Below are 18,879 nucleotides of genomic sequence, written 5' to 3' on the forward strand. Positions count from 1 at the left end.
CACCAATGGCGAAAAAAGAACAAAAAGAACTAACCGGGAAGCAAAAGGCAGCCATTCTCCTCATTTCCCTTGGTCCTGATGTTTCAGCTTCAGTATATAAGCATTTAAGTGAAGAGGAGATTGAAAAGCTCACACTGGAAATTTCGGGTGTCCGCAAAGTTGATTCCCGCGAAAAAGAAGAAATTTTAGAAGAATTTCACAATATTGCGCTGGCCCAGGATTATATTTCCCAGGGCGGAATCGGCTATGCCAAGACGGTTCTCGAAAAAGCTCTTGGATCTGAGCAAGCAGCAGTTATTATTAACCGGCTGACTTCCTCTTTACAAGTAAGGCCTTTTGATTTTGCCAGAAAAGCAGATCCTGGCCAAATCTTAAATTTTATTCAAAACGAGCATCCACAAACGATTTCTCTCATCCTATCCTATCTGGATGCTCCGCAGGCAGGGCAAATTCTTTCCGAGCTGCCGCAGGAAATGCAAGCGGATGTAGCACGAAGAATTGCCGTTATGGACAGCACGTCACCCGAAATCATCAATGAAGTGGAACAGATTCTTGAAAGGAAGCTGTCGGCAACCGTGACGCAGGATTATACGCAGACAGGCGGGATTGAAGCGGTTGTCGAGGTTCTTAACGGTGTTGACAGGGCAACCGAACGAACGATTCTTGATGCGCTCGAAATCCAGGATCCAGAACTCGCAGAAGAGATTAAGAAAAGAATGTTTGTCTTTGAAGATATTGTTACACTGGACAACCGTGCGATTCAAAGAGTGATCCGCGATTGTGAAAATGAGGATCTCATGCTCGCATTGAAGGTATCCAGTGATGAAGTGAAAGAAATCGTCTTTAAAAATATGTCGACTCGAATGGCTGAAACCTTTAAAGACGAGATGGAATATATGGGTCCTGTCCGCCTCCGGGATGTTGAGGAAGCACAATCACGTATTGTTGCAAATATCCGCCGGTTGGAAGAAAGCGGAGAAATCGTCGTCGCTCGCGGCGGGGGAGATGATATCATTGTCTAGGCTTATTAAATCCCATCGTACTGCGGAATTGAGCGAGAAAAAAGTCATTTCAATCCGCACGCTTAACCGGAATGAGCAGGGAATAATCCTTGCACCTGATACAACAGTCGAAGCAGAAAAACGGGCGCTGCTTGCCGATGCTGCGGAACAGGCTCAGAAATTGCTTGCTGATGCCCGTTCCGAAGCGAAATCCATTCAAGAAGAAATTGAAAAACAAAAAAACGCGTGGCAGGAAGAGAAGCAGCTTCTTGTTGAGCAGGCAATGCAGCAAGGCTACGAACAAGGGCTCCTTGATGGCAGGGAAAAAGGATTTGCAGAATATCGCGAATCGATTCTTTTTGCTTCCGGACTTGTCGAATCTTCAAGAACCGATTATCAGCAAAGGGTCGAATCCTCCGAACGGACGATTCTGGAACTCGGTATTAAAGTAGCTGAAAAAATTCTCGGCAAAACGATCCATGATCATGAGGAAGAGTTTATCGGAATCGTCAAGCAAGCGATCAAACAGGCACGGGATGCCCGTGATGTAGAGCTTCATGTAAACCCGGTCCATTATCAAAACCTGCTGTCGCATAAAGAGGAATTGCTGACACTTTTCCCTAAGGAAACCAATTTTTATATTTTTCCTGATGATGACTTGAGCGAACAAAGCTGCTTGATTGAATCGGCAAATGGCCGCATCGATGCCAGTGTCGACAGTCAGCTTCTGGAAATAAAACAAAAGCTTGCCGAGCTGTTGGAGAGTGAATGATGAGGAAGGCTGCCGACTTAATCGACCATATTGACGAACTCGATTCATTTAAGAGATTTGGAAGGGTAAAGCGGGTTGTTGGGTTAATGATTGAATCCCAGGGGCCGCAGAGCTCAATTGGTGATCTTTGTTATATACATGTCGGCAACAACCGAAAAAAAGTCATTCAGGCGGAGGTTGTCGGCTTTAGGGAAGAAAACGTCATATTGATGCCGTACACAACGGTCCAGGATATATCACCCGGGAGTCTTGTCGAAGCAACGCTGAAGCCGCTCGAAATAAAAGTCGGTGCCAGTCTTGTCGGAAGTGTAATCGATTCGCTCGGAATGCCGCTGGGCGGATCAGCGCTTCCAAAGGGGCTGACGGCTGTGCCAACCGAGCAGGCACCGCCTAATCCAATGAGCAGGCCGCCAATCACGGAAACCATTGAGGTTGGCGTCAGAATGATCGACAGCCTGCTGACAGTCGGGACAGGCCAGCGCATTGGCATCTTCGCAGGCAGCGGGGTTGGGAAAAGCACCCTCCTTGGCATGATAGCCAGGAATACAACCGCGGATTTAAACGTAATCGGCCTGATCGGGGAACGTGGCCGCGAAGTCAGGGAATTCATTGAGCGCGATCTTGGACCTGAAGGGTTGAAAAGGTCAATTGTCGTCGTTGCGACCTCCGATCAACCGGCTCTTATGCGGATAAAGGGTGCGTTCACCGCAACCGCAATCGCTGAATACTTTCGTGATAAAGGATTAAAGGTGATGCTGATGATGGATTCTGTCACAAGGGTGGCAATGGCGCAGCGCGAAATTGGACTCGCAATTGGTGAACCGCCGACAACAAAAGGTTATACACCATCCGTTTTTGCTGTTTTGCCGAAGCTTCTGGAACGGACCGGAACGAATCAGCATGGTTCAATCACTTCCTTTTACACGGTTCTCGTCGATGGGGATGACATGAATGAGCCGATTGCCGATACGGTGAGGGGAATACTCGACGGACACTTTGTGTTGGACAGGAACCTCGCCAATAAAGGGCAATTTCCGGCAGTCGATGTATTAAAAAGCATCAGCCGGATTATGAATTATATCGTCCCGGAACCGCATGTCAGAGCAGCAGAAAGCCTCAGGGAAGCGTTAAGCACATATCTGAATTCGGAAGATTTAATTAATATCGGCGCTTATAAAAAGGGTTCCTCAAAGGAAGTTGACACAGCGATTCAGCTTTATCCAAAAATCCTTTCGTTTTTAAAGCAAGGAACACATGAAAAGGTGTCGATGGAGGAAAGTGTCCAGGCCTTATTCCGATTAATGGACGAAGGGGAGTAGTCAAATGCATTACCAATTCAAATTTGATAAGATCCTGAGCTTAAAGGAACGGGAAAAGGATGAGGCGCTGTCAATTTATCACGATGCAGTCAAAAAGTTTGAGGCAGCGGCCGAAAAGCTGTATGACCTTTTAAAAAAGAAGGAAGATATGGAAGCCTATCAATCATCCAGGCTCGTGTCCGGGCTTCCCGTCCAGGAGATCAGGCATCACCAGCTTTTTCTTGGGAATTTAAATAAAACGATCGACTATTACCAGCAAATGGTCATCAACACAAGAAAGCAAATGTCATTTTTTCAAGAAAAGCTGATGGAAAAAAATATCGAAGTAAAGAAATATGAAAAAATCAAGGAAAAAGATTTTAACCATTTTAGAGAAGAAATGAAGTATACCGAGGGCAAACAGATGGACGATATCTCGATTCAGCAGTTTATGAACCGGGGAAGTTAGGTGGAATGATGGACAAAGCAATGGAACAAAAAGAAGAAAAGAAATATAACCGATTTCAATGGTTCTTAATGGCTTTCTTGATTCCGTTAATCTTTGCTGTCGCAGTTGCTCTCATCGTGATGACATTTTCGGGCGTGAACGTTTTTGAAAAATCAAAAGAAATAGCGAAAAAAATCCCGGTTGTTTCCGGCTGGGTTGAAAGTAAAAAAGAGCCGACGACAGAAGAGTTTGAAAAAGATATGATCGATCTCGAGGCAGAAATAAAGGACAGGGAAGCAGAGATAGAACAGCTTGAGACGAAAATGGGCAATAAGGATCAGGAGATCGAAAGGCTTCAGCTTGAGAAGGGACAGCTTGAACTGCAAATTGATGAATTGACGGCGATTCAGGAGGAAAACAAGCGTGCCTTTAAAGATATTGTCCGTACGTACGAGACGATGTCAGCAAAGAAGGCGGCCCCGATTATCACGAAGCTGAGTGATGAGGAAGCTTTGAAGATATTAACCAATATCAAAGCAGAAACGCTGGCTGCAATAATGGAGAACATGTCTCCCGAGGATGCAGCGAAATTTACGGTACTGTTGACAAACGAGTCGGCCGGCCAGAACGAATAATTGAAAGGAGGTGAAAAAATGGAGTTAAGCGCACTTGGAATGATCCATGCGGTCGCTTCTTCCGGGACCTTCAACCAGCTGCAGCAGGGTAATACAGAAACGGGCAGCATTTTTTCCGGATTGCTCAGCAGTCAACTGGCGGCAAAAGCAGAATCAGCAAGTCCCGGGCTGTCCGGACTTGATATGAAACAATTATCCGGGCTGGCGGAATTCCTGAAGATGACTGATCCGGCACAATTGCAGGACGGATTAGTGATGCTGGATAAACTTTATTCAGGTTCAGAGCTTTTGGATGTCATCAAAGAATTTCTGGGACTTACTGACGCGAAGTGGGAATCGCTTGTTCAAGATTTTCTTGTAAAAGCAAGCAGCACAAATAAGGCGCCTGAACAAACTGAACTGTTTGAACCGGCCGCAGGGGACAAGCAAGAAGCTGTCGACATCACGGCAATCGCATCGGCATTGCTTGCTATGTTGTCAATGAAAGCTGACGAACTTCCTGCTCGCGTCAATCATGATTTTGTCCTGCTCGCTAAAGCGGTCAAGCTTTTTGATCTTTTATCCAGGCATAAGGATTCCTCTGCTGAAAACCAGACGGGAAGCATGCTTTTAAAAGAAATCGCGGCGAAGCTGGACCAGTTATTGCGGACAAATGCACCACAGACTACTGTAAATCCGACAGCTTTGAACAAGAATGCCCAGCAACCGGGCATGAGAACAGAAATGCTCAAAAGCTTCTTTACCCCGCTGGCGGCAGAACTAAACCAGAAAAATGAAAAAAATATTTCTTTAACAGAGTTAGTTGTTGACCAAAAAGGGACGGCGTCAACGAAGCAGGATGCAACGCAGGCAACAGCCGCAGTAAAGCAGGAAAGCGTGCAGGGATCACCGTTTTTATTTCAACAGATTTCGAGGCCCGAGCAGCTGGCGATGACGCTGAGCGATAACGGCCGTCCGGTTTCTGCTGAGCAGCTGATGCGGCAATTCGAATCGATTCTTGCTAAAAGCCAGTTTACAAAAGGCCCGGGTACGCAAAAGCTGTTCATTAAGCTATACCCCGAGCATCTTGGTGCACTGCGGATTGAATTGATTCAGAAAGAACAGGCGATTGTTGCAAAAATCCTCACTTCAACAGCAGTGGCAAAGGATGCGCTTGAAACACAGCTGCAGGGGCTCAAGCAAGCGTTCAGCGCCCAAAATATTCAAGTTGAACGAGTGGAAATCACGCAGCAGCAGTCCCAGCAGGAGCGCTTTTTAGGCAGGGAAAACCAGCAGCATGGACAATCCAAACAGCATGATCAGCATCGTGATCAGGAACAGCAAAAGCAGCCTGAATTAAGCCTTAGTTTTGGAGAAGTATTATTGAATACGGAAGTTTAGGTGATCTTTAATGACAAATACGATTGATTCATCGCTACTGTTAAGGTCTTATCAAGATAGTAAGCGAAAAACCGGTTCCGGCATTTTAGGAAAGGATGACTTTCTTAAGATTTTAATGACACAGCTGCAAAACCAGGATCCGATGAACCCGATGCAAGATAAAGACTTTGTGGCGCAAATGGCTACATTTAGTACGCTCGAGCAGATTACCAATATGGGAGCTTCGATTAATCGTTTTGTCGAAGCGCAAGAACAAAACCAGCTCGTTGCTTTTAGCCAATTTGTCGGAAAAGAAGTCACATGGCATAAAGTGATTGAATCGGATGATCCAAACGCTGACCCGGTCATTCAGAAAGGAAGCGGGCGGGTTGCTTCCCTGCAATTCAAAGACAATAAAGCGAATTTTATTCTTGAAGACGGAACAATTCTGGAACCAGGCAACATCTCACAAATTAACGAAGCATCCAAAGAAAGCAGCTTGCTGCAGGCCAGCATGCTGATCGGTAAAACAGTCACCTATGTAAATGACAAAAAGGAAGAAATAGCAGCAGCCGTTAAATCGGTGTCGTTTAAAGACGGTAAAATTTTATTCCAGCTTAACGATGAAGCGGGAACGACAATCAACTCTTCCCAGATTACGAAAATAGAGTAAAGGAAGTGGTTGGATGGACAAGCCAGTGTTTCGTCCGATTCAATCACCAGCCGTAACGAACCACCAATATCGCAACAATAAAGCAAAGCCTGTCGGGCAACATTCTTTTTCGCTGCACTTGCATACGGCGATTGGTACAGAAAAGCTGACGATGAGCAAACACGCGAGCGAGCGCCTTGAGCAAAGAAATATTCGTATTGATGATCAGCGCTGGGGCCGGATCGAAAAGAAAGTGCAGGAAGCGAAACGAATGGGAGTGAAAGAATCCCTGGTGCTGCTAAAGGATGCCGCTTTAATTGTCAGTGCCAAAAACAATACAGTGATTACGGCTATGGATCGCGACGAAGCTTCCACGCAAATTTTCACGAATATAGACGGAACGATTATTTTAGAAAACTAATTGGCTGGACCTGGATAAGGAAGCCAAAAGCTGTGGACTGACAGAAGCAGCTTAGATGAGAGAGGAGTTTTTAACGATGTTACGTTCAATGTACTCAGGAATTAGCGGAATGAAAAACTTTCAGACAAAGCTTGATGTGATCGGCAACAATATCGCCAACGTCAATACATTCGGTTACAAAAAAGGCCGCGTTACCTTTAAAGACACGATGAACCAGACGATAGCCGGTGCAAGTGCTGCCCAGGCAAACCGCGGCGGAAAAAATCCGGTTCAAGTCGGGTTGGGCACAACGCTGGCAACAATCGATACGGTCCATACAGGGTCAAGTCTCCAGAATACGGGGCGCTCGCTTGACCTGGGTATTGACGGTGACGGCTATTTTATCGTCCGTCAAGGTCAAAACCAGTATTATTCCAGAGCCGGAAACTTTTATTTGGATAATGAAGGGACATTGGTCAACGGTGATGGCTTAAAAGTCCAGGCCTATGATAATGGTGTGTTGCGCGACATCACTGTCAATGTGAATGCGATCCTGCCTGCAATTATTACCAATCGCATCGAGCTGGCGGGAAACCTGCCGGCAGCGGCAAATGGCAGCAATCCCGCCACACAGCAAATTAAAGTTGTTGATGCTAACGGCACCGCCCATGTTATCGATGCCCAGTTTGCATTGAATACTGGTACTTCCCAATGGGAAGTGACTTTTACTAACCGAAATTTTAGTCCGGCCCGATCATCTGCTGCCCAGCCAATTAATTTTACAAATTTGGCAGATGTAAATCCATTTAATATTCCGATTGGCCCGGCGGCAGGCCAGGACCAGGCGGTTACTTTAAGCCTGGCAAACCTGACAAACACCGGCGACTCGATTACAGCGATGGCCAATCCAAACGGAAATACCGCCGGGAATCTGGAAAGCTTTAATATCGGACCTTCAGGGGAAGTTAATGGAGTCTATTCAAACGGGGAAATCAGGAATCTTGGAACGCTGGCACTGGCGAAGTTCAGCAACCCCTCCGGTTTAACGAAAGCGGGCAACAATTTGTTCCAGGAAACAGTCAACTCAGGGGTCGCCAATATTAATATCCCTGGAAACGGCCGTGGCACGATCGCGGCGGGAGCGCTCGAGATGTCGAACGTGGACCTGTCAGAAGAATTTACGGAAATGATCACAGCACAGCGCGGTTTTCAGGCCAACACGAGAATCATTACGACGTCTGATGAAATTTTACAAGAGCTTGTCAACTTAAAACGATAGGTTAAGGGAGGGACAGGGCCTAAAGGTGCAGAGCCTTTAGCCCTGATACATACTGTGATAAAGGTAACGCGTTTAAATGGAAAAAGCTTTGTGCTCAATGCAGTTTACATAGAGACGATCGAATCCTTTCCTGATACGACCATAACGTTGACAAACGGCCGCAAATATGTCGTGAAGGAGACAGAAGATCATGTATTGCAATTGGTAGAGAAATTCTACCAAACTGTCAACCTTCTTGGACAACAACAGTTGGAGGGAAATGAAAATGAAGAATAATAAGCTGCTAATGATTATGTTAATATTGCTTGTTGCCATCACACTAGTCGGGGCTGTTGCGCTTGTTGTCGTATTAAAAGTAAACGGGGAGGAAAGTGAACATAAAGAGCCATCAATTGAAGAAGTTCTCGAGGCTTCCGTTGATGTTCCTGAAATAACGACAAATCTGGCAGGTAATGATTTTATTAAAATTTCTTTTAAAATCGAAACAGACAGCAAGAAGGCAAAAGAAGAGCTGGAAAAACGCGATTTTCAGGTGAAAAACATCATTATTCAAGAGCTGTCCGAAAGGGAATCCGAAGAACTGCAAGGCAAGGATGGCAAGATCAGCCTTGAAGAGACGTTAAAGGAAAAAATCAACAGCCTGATGCAAGAAGGAAAAGTTAAAAAGGTTTATATTACCCAATCTCTCCTCCAGTAATGGCAAGAAAACGAACAACGATTACACGACTGAAAACATGGAGGTGAGGTTTTATGTCTGCAGAGGTTTTATCACAAAATGAAATAGATGCCCTCTTATCCGCGTTATCAACGGGTGAAATGGATGCTGATGAATTAAAGAAAGAGCAGTCCGAGAAAAAAGTAAAAGTTTACGATTTTAAAAGAGCGCTGCGGTTCTCAAAGGATCAAATCCGCAGTTTAACGAGAATCCATGAGAACTTTGCAAGACTGCTAACGACGTTTTTCTCGGCCCAGCTCAGAACTTATGTGCAAATCAGCGTGGCATCTGCCGATCAAATTCCTTATGAGGAATTTATCCGTTCCATACCAAAGATGACGATTTTAAATGTATTTGAGGTTCCGCCTTTGGAAGGCAGGATTTTGATGGAAGTCAACCCGAACATCGCTTATGCCATGATGGACAGGATCTTGGGCGGCAAAGGCTCGAGCATTAACAAAGTTGAGAATTTGACTGAGATTGAAACAAAAATCATGTCCAATACATTCGAGAGAGCCTTTGAAAATTTGCAGGAGGCATGGAGCAATATTTCAGAAATAGATCCAATCCTGGCCGATTTCGAAGTCAATCCGCAATTTCTGCAAATGGTGTCGCCAAATGATACAGTTGTCGTCATTTCCTTAAATACGACGATTGGTGAAACGAGTGGCATGATCAATATTTGTATTCCGCACGTCGTATTGGAGCCGATTATTCCAAAACTTTCCGTTCACTATTGGATGCAGACCGACAAGAAGGACAGGGAGCCGCAGGAAATTGCGGTTTTGGAGCAGCGGATTCAGGAAGCACACCTGTCGATCATTGCAGAGTTGGGTACTTCAGATATCTCAATTCAAGACTTTCTGATGCTTGATATAGGGGATGTTATCGAACTGAACCAGCAAATCGACCAGCCATTAACGATAAAAGTCGGTGAAATACCGAAATATCGGGGACAACCAGGAAAAACAAACAAAAAATTAGCGATTCAAGTAATTGAAGCCTTGAAAGGGGGAGACGATGATGGTGAGCGATGACATGCTCTCTCAAGATGAAATAGATGCTCTTTTAAGGGGTACAGATGATGATGCACATGTTGCTTCAGATGCGGATTTTAATGTCGAAGAATTTTTAACAGGTATGGAGCAGGACGCATTAGGGGAAATCGGAAACATATCGTTTGGCAGCTCAGCTACTGCCCTGTCTACTCTATTAAATCAAAAAGTAGATATCACAACACCGTCTGTTACCGTGATTCCAAAGCGAAAGCTCCCTGAAGAATTCCCACACCCTTATGTTGCCATTCAAGTCAGTTATACAGAAGGTTTTTCGGGAAGCAACCTCCTTGTGATCCAACAGAGTGATGCAGCGATTATTGCCGATTTAATGCTTGGTGGCGACGGCCGAAATCCTGCTGAACTGATGGGAGAAATCCAGTTAAGTGCCGTTCAGGAAGCGATGAATCAAATGATGGGTTCGTCGGCAACCTCAATGTCAACGATTTTCAAAAAGCGGGTTGATATTTCCCCGCCGTCAATCGATATTTTAGATGTTCAACATGGTGAAGGAACTGACCGGATTCCCGATGAAGATATGCTTGTTAAGGTATCGTTTAAATTAAAGGTCGGGGATTTAATTGATTCCAGCATTATGCAGCTCATTCCGCTGGAATTTGCCAAGAATCTCGTTCAGGAATTATTAAATCCGGGCGAAGGACTAGAAGTTCGGCAAACAATCGAAAATGGAAATCCCGCTGCAAGCGGCCAGCCGGCTCAACCAAGCGGTTCTGCAAGCCAGCAAGTGTCTGCGAATGGATATTCAGGGCAGCCACAGCCTGGCGCGTCACAAATCGCGGATTATCAGCAGCAGGCGCCGCAAGGATATGCTATGCCGCAGCAAGGGATGAATCATCAAGCCGGACCGCAGCATTTCGGTGCAGGCTACCCGGCCGGAAGCCAGCCGAACGTGCAGCCAGCCGTGTTTTCAAGCTTTGAGCCTTACCAGCTTCAGGAATCGGAGTCGAAAAACCTCAATATGCTCCTTGATATACCATTACAGGTTACTGTGGAGCTTGGCAGAACGAAGCGTTCCGTGAAAGAGATTCTCGAACTGTCATCAGGTTCGATCATTGAGCTTGATAAGCTTGCCGGTGAACCCGTTGATATTCTTGTCAACAGCCGGCTGATCGCCAAGGGGGAAGTTGTTGTAATAGATGAAAATTTTGGCGTTCGAGTGACGGACATTATCAGCCAGAGTGACCGAATTAAAAAGTTAAGATAAACCAGGAGGTTCATAGACAGAATGGCACACAAAATTTTAATTGTAGACGATGCGGCATTTATGAGAATGATGATTAAGGATATATTGTCGAAAAACGGCTATGAGGTTGTCGGTGAAGCGGCTGACGGCGCCCAGGCTGTTGAATTATTTAAGGAAAACCAGCCTGATTTAATCACCATGGATATCACAATGCCTGAAATGGACGGGATCACCGCCCTTAAAGAGATCAAAAAGATCAATCCGAATGCGAAGGTGATCATGTGTTCGGCAATGGGCCAGCAGGCGATGGTTATTGACGCAATCCAGGCGGGAGCAAAGGACTTTATCGTCAAGCCGTTCCAGGCAGACAGAGTTTTAGAAGCAATCTCTAAAGCGTTGGGATAAGGAATTATTTTTTTATAGAGGTGCAGCGCATTGCAAAAAACAAGACAAACGTTAAAAGTGTTGCTGCTGATTATTCTTGTTTTGCTGGGCTCAGAAGCCTGGGCCTCAGCAGAGCAAATGAATAACAGCGTGAAGGACTGCGTGGAGAATCCGGAAAACTGCAGTGAAAAAGAACTCGAAAACGAGCCGGAAAACAAGCAGGAAAACGAAACGAAAGCTGCGGAAAGCACGGTTGGATTAACGATTTGGGATTTTCTGCGCATGATTTTTACGACTCTTTTTGTGATAGGCCTTCTTTATGTCATTCTTAAGTTTATCAATAAAAAAAGTCAAACATACAAAAGTTCACAGCTTGTGGAGAATATCGGCGGAACCAATTTGGGCTCGAACCGCTCGGTGCAAATGATCAAGGTCGGCAACCGCCTCCTGGTCGTTGGCGTCGGTGAAAGCATTGAGCTGTTGACAGAAATTGACGATCCTGAAGAATATCGGCAAATCATCTCAGATTATAACAGTAAAATTGAACAGCTTGCCGGGCCAAGTGATATTGTGACAAGGTTACTTGAAAGAACGAGAAGGAAAAAAACGGACGGCGCAGGAAACAGTCAGTTTCAATCGATGCTGAAGCGCCAGCTGGACGAATTAAAAAAAGGCAGGGCAAACCTTTATGATGAGATGGAGAAGAAAGGGAAAGACAGGAAATGAATGAATTTGTAGAGTTTTTTAACGCGAGTTCTCCCGAAAACGTCTCCACATCGGTCAAATTGATTTTGCTTTTAACCGTCCTGTCACTGGCACCGAGCATTCTTATTTTAATGACGTGTTTTACACGAATTGTCATCGTTCTTTCCTTTGTCAGAACGGCGCTTGCAACCCAGCAAATGCCGCCGACACAAGTGCTGATCGGGTTATCCTTATTTTTAAGCTTTTTTATTATGGCACCGACCTTTCAAGAGGTGAACGAACAGGCGCTGACACCGCTTTTTAATGAGGAGATCAACCTCGAGCAAGCTTACGAGCGGGCTTCGGGTCCGTTTAAGGAGTTTATGAGCGCCCACACGAGGCAGAAGGATCTGGCTTTGTTTTTGGAGTACGCAAAGGCTGATGCACCGGAATCGATTGAAGATATTCCATTAACGGCTCTCGTGCCGGCGTTTGCCATCAGCGAAATTAAAACGGCTTTTCAAATTGGCTTTATGATTTTTATTCCGTTTTTAGTGATTGATATGATCGTCGCCAGCGTCCTGATGTCAATGGGGATGATGATGCTTCCTCCGGTGATGATTTCATTGCCGTTTAAAATATTGCTGTTTGTGTTGGTGGATGGCTGGTATTTAGTAGTGAAGTCGCTTTTACAAAGCTTTTAAGAGGGTGAAAACAAGATGACATCTGATATGGTCATTTCAATTGCTGAACGCGGTATCTATATGGTGCTGATCATTTGCGGGCCTTTGCTGCTTGTCGCGCTCGTTGTTGGCTTGCTGGTCAGCATTTTTCAGGCAACTACACAAATCCAGGAGCAGACGCTCGCTTTTATTCCGAAAATCGTGGCTGTTTTGCTGGGCATCGTCTTTTTCGGTCCATGGATGCTCAGCCATATGCTGTCTTATACAAATGAAATTTTTTCAAACTTAACTAGATTTGTAGGATGATTTTATGCTAGATTTGCTTCCGGAATTCCCGGCATTTTTACTAATATTCGTAAGGGTCACTTCTTTCTTTTTGATGATGCCGCTTTTTTCCTACCGGACGATTCCTGCCAGGCATAAAATAGGGCTGGGCTTTTTTCTGGCCTGGATTATGTTTTATACAGTAGACGCCCCGGCATTAGAAATTAATGGGGCTTACTATTTATTAATCATAAAGGAAGCTTTAGTTGGGCTTGTGCTCGGCTTTATTGCCTACTTAATCCTTTCGGCGGTCCAGATCGCCGGGGGCTTGATCGATTTTCAAATGGGCTTTGCGATTGCCAATGTCATCGATCCGCAAACGGGCGCACAAAGCCCGTTAATGGGTCAATATTTATACTCGATTTCGCTTTTGTTATTTTTGGCGGTTAATGGCCACCATTTGCTCCTTGACGGAATCTTTTACAGCTATCAATTCATTCCGATCGATCAGGCGTGGATCCCTTTTGGCGATGAAAATATTGCCGAGTACGTGACCCGCTCGTTTAATTCGATGTTTGTGATTGCCTTCCAGATGTCTATGCCGGTTGTCGGCTGTTTGTTTCTTGTTGATGTGGCACTGGGGATTGTCGCCAGAACCGTTCCGCAATTGAATGTTTTTGTCGTCGGGCTTCCGCTCAAGATCGGTGTCGGGTTTATCGTTCTCATTATCGTGATGGGTGTATTAATGCTAAGCGTGTCCCAGCTCTTTGAGATGATGCTGACGACGATGCGGGGCTTAATGGACTTAATTGGAGGGGCATAGATGAAATTCCTCTCGTTGGACCTGCAGTTTTTTGCAGGTGAAAAAACAGAAAAGGCAACACCAAAAAAGCGCCAGGACGCCAGGAAAAAAGGGCAGGTGGCGAAAAGCCAGGATGTCAATACAGCGGTTGTACTCTTGGCCGTATTTTTGTTTTTTTGGTTTGCCGGATCGTATTTGCTGGACAATACCTTATATTTAATGGTTCATTCTTTAGAAGAATATATGCTGCTTGAGATCACCGAAAGCAATATCCATGTTCTTCTTGTCGATATTTTACAAGATTTAGCTTTGTTTCTTGGCCCGATCATGCTGATTGCGATGATCGCCGGTGTAGCGGCCAATTATTTTCAAATCGGTTTTTTGTTCTCTACTGAGGCGATCCAGTTCAAGCTTGATAAAATTGATCCGATCAAAGGGTTTAAGCGGATATTCTCATTAAGGGCGATCGTCGAAATGCTGAAGTCGATTCTGAAAATTGGTTTTGTTGGAATCGTCACCTTTACGGTACTTTGGCAACGAATTGATGAAATCCTCGTTCTTTCGCAAAAATCGGTTGGGGCAGCCATGCTTACCATTGCAGGCTTAACCTTGCAAATGGGCTTGTTTGCCTCCGGAGCGTTGCTGTTTTTAGCGGTGCTCGATTATTTTTATCAAAAATATGACTTTGAAAAAAACATTCGGATGTCAAAGCAGGACATCAGAGATGAGCATAAAAACATTGAAGGTGACCCGCTGATAAAGTCGAAAATAAAGCAGCGGCAGCGGGAAATGGCGATGAGGAGAATGATGCAGGAGGTTCCGAAAGCGGATGTCGTGATCACGAACCCGACACATTATGCGGTTGCGCTGAAGTATGATGAAGCAAAGCTTGATGCTCCTTATGTAGTCGCAAAGGGAGTGGACTACATCGCCCAAAAAATGAAGTTTATTGCAAAAGAAAACGAAGTAGTTACTGTCGAAAACCGCCCGTTGGCCAGGGCCTTATACAGCCAGGCTGAAGTCGGCGACGCAATCCCTGAAGAGTTTTTTAAGGCGGTTGCCGAAATACTTGCTTTTGTCTATAAAACTAAAAATAAAATGTAACACAATGTGATCTTTACCCTTAAATTTTACCGGGGCGAGTTAGGAGAGAATTGGTATGTCAGCAAAAGATTTATCCGTATTGCTGGGTGTAATTTTAATCGTGGCAATGCTAATCATTCCATTTCCACCATGGTTGCTAAGTATTTTAATCATCATTAACATTTCTTTGGCTTTGCTTGTTTTACTTACAACCATGAACATGAGTGAACCGCTCCAGTTTTCGATTTTTCCTTCTTTATTGTTGATTTTAACATTGTTTCGCCTTGCCCTGAATGTTTCAACGACGCGGGCGATTCTTTCCAATGGAAATGCCGGCAGTGTTGTCAAAACGTTTGGCGATTTCGTTGTCGGCGGAAACGTGATTGTCGGTTTGGTTGTTTTCTTAATTTTGGTCGTCATTCAGTTTATTGTTATTACGAAGGGTTCCGAACGTGTATCCGAAGTGGCGGCCCGCTTTACCCTTGATGCGATGCCAGGCAAGCAAATGAGCATTGATGCCGACCTGAATGCCGGGATGATTTCCGAACAGGAAGCCCGCGAGCGACGTGACAAAATTAGCAGGGAAGCTGATTTCTACGGAGCCATGGACGGGGCGAGCAAATTCGTCAAAGGTGATGCGATAGCCGGAATTATCATCGTGCTGATCAATTTGACGTTCGGGATTATCATCGGGATGCTCCAGCAGGGGATGCCGATTGCTGAAGCAGCAACCCATTTTTCCCTGTTAACGGTAGGGGACGGGATTGTGACACAAATCCCGGCGCTGTTAATTTCGACTGCGACCGGTATCGTCGTGACACGGGCAGCATCAGAAGGGAATCTTGGACAGGACATTACTTCACAGTTGTTTGCCTTTCCAAAAATGCTCTATGTCACGGGTGCGACGATCTTTTTCCTCGGCTTATTAACGCCGATTAACGACATTTATACGATTCCGCTTGCAGCCTTGCTCGCGGTCGGAGGTTATATGATGTCACGCACGCCTGAACAAAATAAAGAGCAGCTCCAGGAAATCGAAGAAGAAATTCAAACGGACGAGATGAAGAGCCCCGAGAGTGTGGTTAATCTGTTAAACGTCGATCCGATCGAGTTCGAGTTCGGCTATGGGCTCATCCCTCTGGCAGATACAAATCAAGGCGGCGATCTTCTCGACCGGATCGTGATGATCCGCAGACAGCTTGCGATTGAATTGGGGCTTGTCATCCCGGTCGTCAGGATCCGCGATAATATCCAGCTTCAGCCGAATGAGTACAGGCTGAAGATTAAGGGAAATGAACTGGCGAGAGGCGAATTGCTTCTTGATCATTATTTAGCGATGAGCCCCGGCGGTGAAGACGACTCGATTGAGGGGATCGATACAATCGAACCATCATTCGGGCTGCCGGCCAAATGGATCACCGAGGATATGAAGGAGCTGGCTGAGATTAACGGATATACCGTTGTCGATCCGCCTTCCGTTGTCTCTACCCATATAACAGAATTAATTAAGGCGAACAGCCATGAGCTGCTCGGCCGACAGGAAACGAAGCAGTTAATTGATCATTTAAAAGAAAGCTATCCAATTCTCGTTGAAGAAGTGACGCCGAATCCGTTGTCGGTAGGTGAAGTGCAAAAGGTACTGGCCAAGCTGTTGAAAGAAAATGTTTCAATTCGCAACTTGCCGATCATTTTTGAAACATTGGCTGATTTTGGAAAAGTGACAACGGACACTGACCTGCTTACCGAATATGTACGGCAGGCTCTCGCAAGGCAAATTACAAATCAATATTCGAATGGAGAGTCTTTAAAGGTTGTTACGTTTTCTGGTAAAGCCGAGAAATTGATCACAGATGGAATCCAGCAAACTGAGCATGGGAATTTTTTATCAATGGACCCGGCTGTGTCACAAACCATTTTAGAATCACTTGCTTCACAGGTGGAGCAATTATCGTTAATGGAACAAACACCGATTGTCCTTTGTTCGCCGGCGGTCAGGATGTATGTACGGCAATTAACAGAGCGGTATTTTCCGCAAATACCAATCCTATCTTACAATGAACTGGAAGCAAATGTAGAAGTACAAAGTGTCGGGGTGGTGAGTGCGTAATGAAAGTGAAAAAATACATTGCTCCTTCAATGCCCGAAGCGATGAAAGTGATTCGCGCAGAATTAGGAAGCGAAGCTGTCATTCTAAATTCGAAAATGATCCAGACTGGCGGAATTTTCGGCTTTTTTAAGAAAAAGAATATTGAAGTGATCGCGGCTGTGGACCCTGCTGCGAAAACTGCGCAGGTTCCGGTAATTAAAGAAAAACAAAAAAGCGTTCCGGTTAAAGCAGAGCCATCCGGCCGCGGACATTCTCCTTTCAATCCGGTTTACACCGGAAAGGGTTCTGATCCTGAGACGAAAGCGCCAGATGAGCTGGTGAAGGAGATCCATGAATTGCGTTCACTGATCAGCAGTGTCCGCCTCGCCGGCTCTGACAATGCTGTTTCTTATCCTGAACCAGTCCTGAAAGCACAAGCATTGATGTCTGGCCAGGGAATAAGCCCGGACATTCAAAAGGACATATTGTCCGGATTAGTCTCGAACTGGTATACAGGAGGAGCGGCTGCGGGTGATGAGGAAGTGTTTGCCTGGCTAAAAGCTGAGTTAATCAAGCGTATTTCGTCTCTCCCGTTTGGCGGAATCACTTTTACGAAAAAGTATCTAAACGTGGTCGGTCCTACCGGGGTCGGCAAAACGACGACATTGGCGAAAATGGCAGCCGATTGCATTTTAGCCCATAACAAAAAAGTCGCGTTTATCACGACGGACACTTATCGGATCGCCGCAATCGAACAATTAAAGACCTATGCGAAAATCTTGAACGTACCGATTGAGGTCTGCTACAACTTCGACGATTTTCAGAAAGCAGCGCGCCAGTTTGAAGATTACGATACGGTGCTGATCGACACGGCCGGCCGCAACTTCCGCAACAGGCAATATGTCGAAGATTTAAAAGAGGTTGTCGACTTTGAAAAGGAAATGGAAACGTTTCTTGTCCTTTCATTAACTTCAAAGCAGGAGGATATGGAAGAGATTTATAAGCAGTTTTCGCTTATCGACATCGATAAATTTATTTTTACAAAGACAGATGAAACATCAAGCTATGGTGCAATGATCAACATGATTGACAAATATCGTACAGGGGCTGCTTTTTTAACATACGGACAAAATGTTCCCGATGACATGAAGCATGCAACGGCAGAGGTCATTGTCAATACGGTTCTTGGAGTCGAAAGACATGAATGATCAAGCGGAAATGTTAAGAAAAAGACTGAAGAGACATGAGTCAGGGAGAACGACTAAAACGATTGCGGTTGTAAGCGGAAAAGGCGGCGTAGGGAAGTCGAATTTTTCGTTGAACTTCTCGGTAGCCCTTGCGCAAACTGGAATGAGCGTTTTAGTGTTTGACATGGACATCGGCATGGGCAACTTGAATATTTTAATGGGGCGCTCGAGCGATTATACAATCGTCGATTATTTTTCAGGAAGGGCCGGTCTTGCAGAGATTGTTTCAAAGGGACCTGAGGGCGTGGATTATATTGCAGGCGGAACCGGTCTTTCACAGGTTTTCAAATTAGAAGACGACAAAGTCGAGAAATTTGTCGAAGATTTAACGATGGTCATTGATGATTATGACTACCTTCTGTTTGATATGGGTGCAGGCATAAATGAAGAATCGTTGAAATTCCTGCGCTCGGTGCATGAGGTGTTTGTGGTGACAACACCTGAGCCAACTTCGATAACAGATGCCTATTCAATCATGAAATATATTCATTTGCTCGATTCGCAAATCCCCTTAAAAGTGATTGTCAATCGTGCTTTTTCAGAACAAGAGGGGCTTGAAACGCAGCAGCGCCTGATGGCAGTTTCAAGAAAATTTTTAGGAAGAGAACTGAGCACGCTTGGGGTCGTTCCCGACGATCGCAACGTTCAGCTCGCCGTTGCCAGGCAAACGCCGCTGCTTGTCTACAATGAGAAAGCTGCGGCTGCCCGGGCTATCAAGGAAATAGCGAAACGGCATGTGAACCTGGGCATTGACCGTCCAGAAAACTCTGCTTCCAAAGGGTTTCACTTTATCACAAGGCTAAAGAGATTTCTGTTCGAGAGGTAGGC

General features: G+C 45.3%; 22 protein-coding genes. All 22 read left to right on the forward strand.

Features of this window, described 5'->3' with window-relative positions; all coding sequences use genetic code 11:
• Positions 1-5 precede the first annotated feature (5 nt).
• The 22 genes from fliG to CU633_RS09595 all read left to right on the forward strand — a co-directional run bounded on the left by fliG (position 6) and on the right by CU633_RS09595 (position 18,877).
• The gene (fliG, locus tag CU633_RS09490; RefSeq protein WP_101659775.1) at positions 6-1,022 is read left to right on the forward strand and encodes a flagellar motor switch protein FliG; all 1,017 of its coding nucleotides are present in this window, start codon (positions 6-8) and stop codon (positions 1,020-1,022) included.
• Entirely contained in the window at positions 1,006-1,773 is a 768-nt protein-coding gene (gene fliH, locus CU633_RS09495; protein WP_257958595.1) for a flagellar assembly protein FliH, read from the forward strand. The genes fliG and fliH overlap by 17 nt, the downstream gene beginning before the upstream one ends.
• Positions 1,773-3,092 (forward strand): flagellar protein export ATPase FliI, encoded by a 1,320-nt coding sequence (gene fliI / locus CU633_RS09500; protein ID WP_101659779.1) that lies wholly within the window; start codon positions 1,773-1,775, stop codon positions 3,090-3,092. The genes fliH and fliI overlap by 1 nt, the downstream gene beginning before the upstream one ends.
• 4 nt (positions 3,093-3,096) lie before the next feature.
• On the forward strand, positions 3,097-3,540 hold the full coding sequence (gene fliJ / locus CU633_RS09505) for a flagellar export protein FliJ (protein ID WP_101659781.1): 444 nt from the start codon (positions 3,097-3,099) through the stop codon (positions 3,538-3,540).
• Between the two features lie 8 nt (positions 3,541-3,548).
• Positions 3,549-4,154, forward strand: coding sequence for a MotE family protein (locus CU633_RS09510; RefSeq protein ID WP_101659782.1), 606 nt, complete (start codon positions 3,549-3,551; stop codon positions 4,152-4,154).
• Positions 4,155-4,172: 18 nt separating this feature from the next.
• Positions 4,173-5,534: a flagellar hook-length control protein FliK gene (locus tag CU633_RS09515; RefSeq protein WP_101659783.1), complete on the forward strand. Its 1,362-nt coding sequence runs from the start codon at positions 4,173-4,175 to the stop codon at positions 5,532-5,534.
• A 10-nt stretch (positions 5,535-5,544) separates the two neighbouring features.
• Entirely contained in the window at positions 5,545-6,186 is a 642-nt protein-coding gene (flgD, locus tag CU633_RS09520) for a flagellar hook assembly protein FlgD (protein ID WP_101659784.1), read from the forward strand.
• 13 nt (positions 6,187-6,199) lie between these two features.
• Positions 6,200-6,586, forward strand: coding sequence for a TIGR02530 family flagellar biosynthesis protein (locus tag CU633_RS09525; protein WP_101659785.1), 387 nt, complete (start codon positions 6,200-6,202; stop codon positions 6,584-6,586).
• Between the two features lie 76 nt (positions 6,587-6,662).
• Positions 6,663-7,844 carry a flagellar hook protein FlgE gene (locus tag CU633_RS09530; RefSeq protein ID WP_101659786.1) on the forward strand — a complete coding sequence of 394 codons (1,182 nt, stop codon included), beginning with the start codon at positions 6,663-6,665 and terminating at the stop codon, positions 7,842-7,844.
• Between the two features lie 54 nt (positions 7,845-7,898).
• Positions 7,899-8,120, forward strand: a complete 222-nt coding sequence (locus CU633_RS09535; protein ID WP_101659787.1) for a flagellar FlbD family protein — start codon at positions 7,899-7,901, stop codon at positions 8,118-8,120.
• Complete coding sequence (gene fliL / locus CU633_RS09540) at positions 8,110-8,541, forward strand: flagellar basal body-associated protein FliL (protein ID WP_101659788.1); 432 nt, start codon at positions 8,110-8,112, stop codon at positions 8,539-8,541. Before CU633_RS09535 ends, fliL begins: the two co-directional genes overlap by 11 nt.
• 53 nt (positions 8,542-8,594) lie before the next feature.
• Positions 8,595-9,596, forward strand: a complete 1,002-nt coding sequence (gene fliM, locus CU633_RS09545) for a flagellar motor switch protein FliM (protein WP_101659789.1) — start codon at positions 8,595-8,597, stop codon at positions 9,594-9,596.
• On the forward strand, positions 9,583-10,839 hold the full coding sequence (gene fliY, locus CU633_RS09550; RefSeq protein WP_101659790.1) for a flagellar motor switch phosphatase FliY: 1,257 nt from the start codon (positions 9,583-9,585) through the stop codon (positions 10,837-10,839). The genes fliM and fliY overlap by 14 nt, the downstream gene beginning before the upstream one ends.
• 21 nt (positions 10,840-10,860) lie before the next feature.
• Positions 10,861-11,223, forward strand: coding sequence for a response regulator (locus CU633_RS09555; protein ID WP_101659791.1), 363 nt, complete (start codon positions 10,861-10,863; stop codon positions 11,221-11,223).
• A gap of 30 nt (positions 11,224-11,253) precedes the next feature.
• Positions 11,254-11,928, forward strand: coding sequence for a flagellar biosynthetic protein FliO (locus tag CU633_RS09560; RefSeq protein ID WP_257958598.1), 675 nt, complete (start codon positions 11,254-11,256; stop codon positions 11,926-11,928).
• Positions 11,925-12,590, forward strand: a complete 666-nt coding sequence (fliP, locus tag CU633_RS09565; protein WP_101659792.1) for a flagellar type III secretion system pore protein FliP — start codon at positions 11,925-11,927, stop codon at positions 12,588-12,590. The genes CU633_RS09560 and fliP overlap by 4 nt, the downstream gene beginning before the upstream one ends.
• Before the next feature lie 15 nt (positions 12,591-12,605).
• On the forward strand, positions 12,606-12,875 hold the full coding sequence (fliQ, locus tag CU633_RS09570) for a flagellar biosynthesis protein FliQ (protein ID WP_101659793.1): 270 nt from the start codon (positions 12,606-12,608) through the stop codon (positions 12,873-12,875).
• Between the two features lie 4 nt (positions 12,876-12,879).
• Positions 12,880-13,656 (forward strand): flagellar biosynthetic protein FliR, encoded by a 777-nt coding sequence (gene fliR / locus CU633_RS09575; RefSeq protein ID WP_101659795.1) that lies wholly within the window; start codon positions 12,880-12,882, stop codon positions 13,654-13,656.
• Positions 13,657-14,739 (forward strand): flagellar biosynthesis protein FlhB, encoded by a 1,083-nt coding sequence (gene flhB, locus CU633_RS09580; RefSeq protein ID WP_101659797.1) that lies wholly within the window; start codon positions 13,657-13,659, stop codon positions 14,737-14,739. It begins immediately after the preceding gene.
• Positions 14,740-14,794: 55 nt separating this feature from the next.
• The gene (flhA, locus tag CU633_RS09585; protein WP_101659799.1) at positions 14,795-16,825 is read left to right on the forward strand and encodes a flagellar biosynthesis protein FlhA; all 2,031 of its coding nucleotides are present in this window, start codon (positions 14,795-14,797) and stop codon (positions 16,823-16,825) included.
• Positions 16,825-18,012, forward strand: a complete 1,188-nt coding sequence (gene flhF / locus CU633_RS09590; RefSeq protein WP_101659801.1) for a flagellar biosynthesis protein FlhF — start codon at positions 16,825-16,827, stop codon at positions 18,010-18,012. The genes flhA and flhF overlap by 1 nt, the downstream gene beginning before the upstream one ends.
• A complete protein-coding gene (locus CU633_RS09595) occupies positions 18,005-18,877 on the forward strand; it encodes a MinD/ParA family protein (RefSeq protein ID WP_101659803.1) in 873 nt (290 codons plus the stop codon). Before flhF ends, CU633_RS09595 begins: the two co-directional genes overlap by 8 nt.
• Positions 18,878-18,879 lie beyond the last annotated feature (2 nt).

The organism is Bacillus sp. V3-13, assembly GCF_002860165.1.
In the GTDB taxonomy this organism is placed as follows: Bacteria; Bacillota; Bacilli; order Bacillales; family Cytobacillaceae; genus Bacillus_BJ.

Bases quoted from the DNA above. Each gene is read 5' to 3' on its own strand.
- fliG (WP_101659775.1), top strand. From the start codon at position 6: ATGGCGAAAAAAGAACAAAAAGAACTAACCGGGAAGCAAAAGGCAGCC.
- fliH (WP_257958595.1), top strand. From the start codon at position 1,006: ATGATATCATTGTCTAGGCTTATTAAATCCCATCGTACTGCGGAATTG.
- fliI (WP_101659779.1), top strand. From the start codon at position 1,773: ATGAGGAAGGCTGCCGACTTAATCGACCATATTGACGAACTCGATTCA.
- fliJ (WP_101659781.1), top strand. From the start codon at position 3,097: ATGCATTACCAATTCAAATTTGATAAGATCCTGAGCTTAAAGGAACGG.
- CU633_RS09510 (WP_101659782.1), top strand. From the start codon at position 3,549: ATGGACAAAGCAATGGAACAAAAAGAAGAAAAGAAATATAACCGATTT.
- CU633_RS09515 (WP_101659783.1), top strand. From the start codon at position 4,173: ATGGAGTTAAGCGCACTTGGAATGATCCATGCGGTCGCTTCTTCCGGG.
- flgD (WP_101659784.1), top strand. From the start codon at position 5,545: ATGACAAATACGATTGATTCATCGCTACTGTTAAGGTCTTATCAAGAT.
- CU633_RS09525 (WP_101659785.1), top strand. From the start codon at position 6,200: ATGGACAAGCCAGTGTTTCGTCCGATTCAATCACCAGCCGTAACGAAC.
- CU633_RS09530 (WP_101659786.1), top strand. From the start codon at position 6,663: ATGTTACGTTCAATGTACTCAGGAATTAGCGGAATGAAAAACTTTCAG.
- fliL (WP_101659788.1), top strand. From the start codon at position 8,110: ATGAAGAATAATAAGCTGCTAATGATTATGTTAATATTGCTTGTTGCC.
- fliM (WP_101659789.1), top strand. From the start codon at position 8,595: ATGTCTGCAGAGGTTTTATCACAAAATGAAATAGATGCCCTCTTATCC.
- fliY (WP_101659790.1), top strand. From the start codon at position 9,583: ATGGTGAGCGATGACATGCTCTCTCAAGATGAAATAGATGCTCTTTTA.
- CU633_RS09555 (WP_101659791.1), top strand. From the start codon at position 10,861: ATGGCACACAAAATTTTAATTGTAGACGATGCGGCATTTATGAGAATG.
- fliP (WP_101659792.1), top strand. From the start codon at position 11,925: ATGAATGAATTTGTAGAGTTTTTTAACGCGAGTTCTCCCGAAAACGTC.
- fliQ (WP_101659793.1), top strand. From the start codon at position 12,606: ATGACATCTGATATGGTCATTTCAATTGCTGAACGCGGTATCTATATG.
- fliR (WP_101659795.1), top strand. From the start codon at position 12,880: ATGCTAGATTTGCTTCCGGAATTCCCGGCATTTTTACTAATATTCGTA.
- flhB (WP_101659797.1), top strand. From the start codon at position 13,657: ATGAAATTCCTCTCGTTGGACCTGCAGTTTTTTGCAGGTGAAAAAACA.
- flhA (WP_101659799.1), top strand. From the start codon at position 14,795: ATGTCAGCAAAAGATTTATCCGTATTGCTGGGTGTAATTTTAATCGTG.
- flhF (WP_101659801.1), top strand. From the start codon at position 16,825: ATGAAAGTGAAAAAATACATTGCTCCTTCAATGCCCGAAGCGATGAAA.
- CU633_RS09595 (WP_101659803.1), top strand. From the start codon at position 18,005: ATGAATGATCAAGCGGAAATGTTAAGAAAAAGACTGAAGAGACATGAG.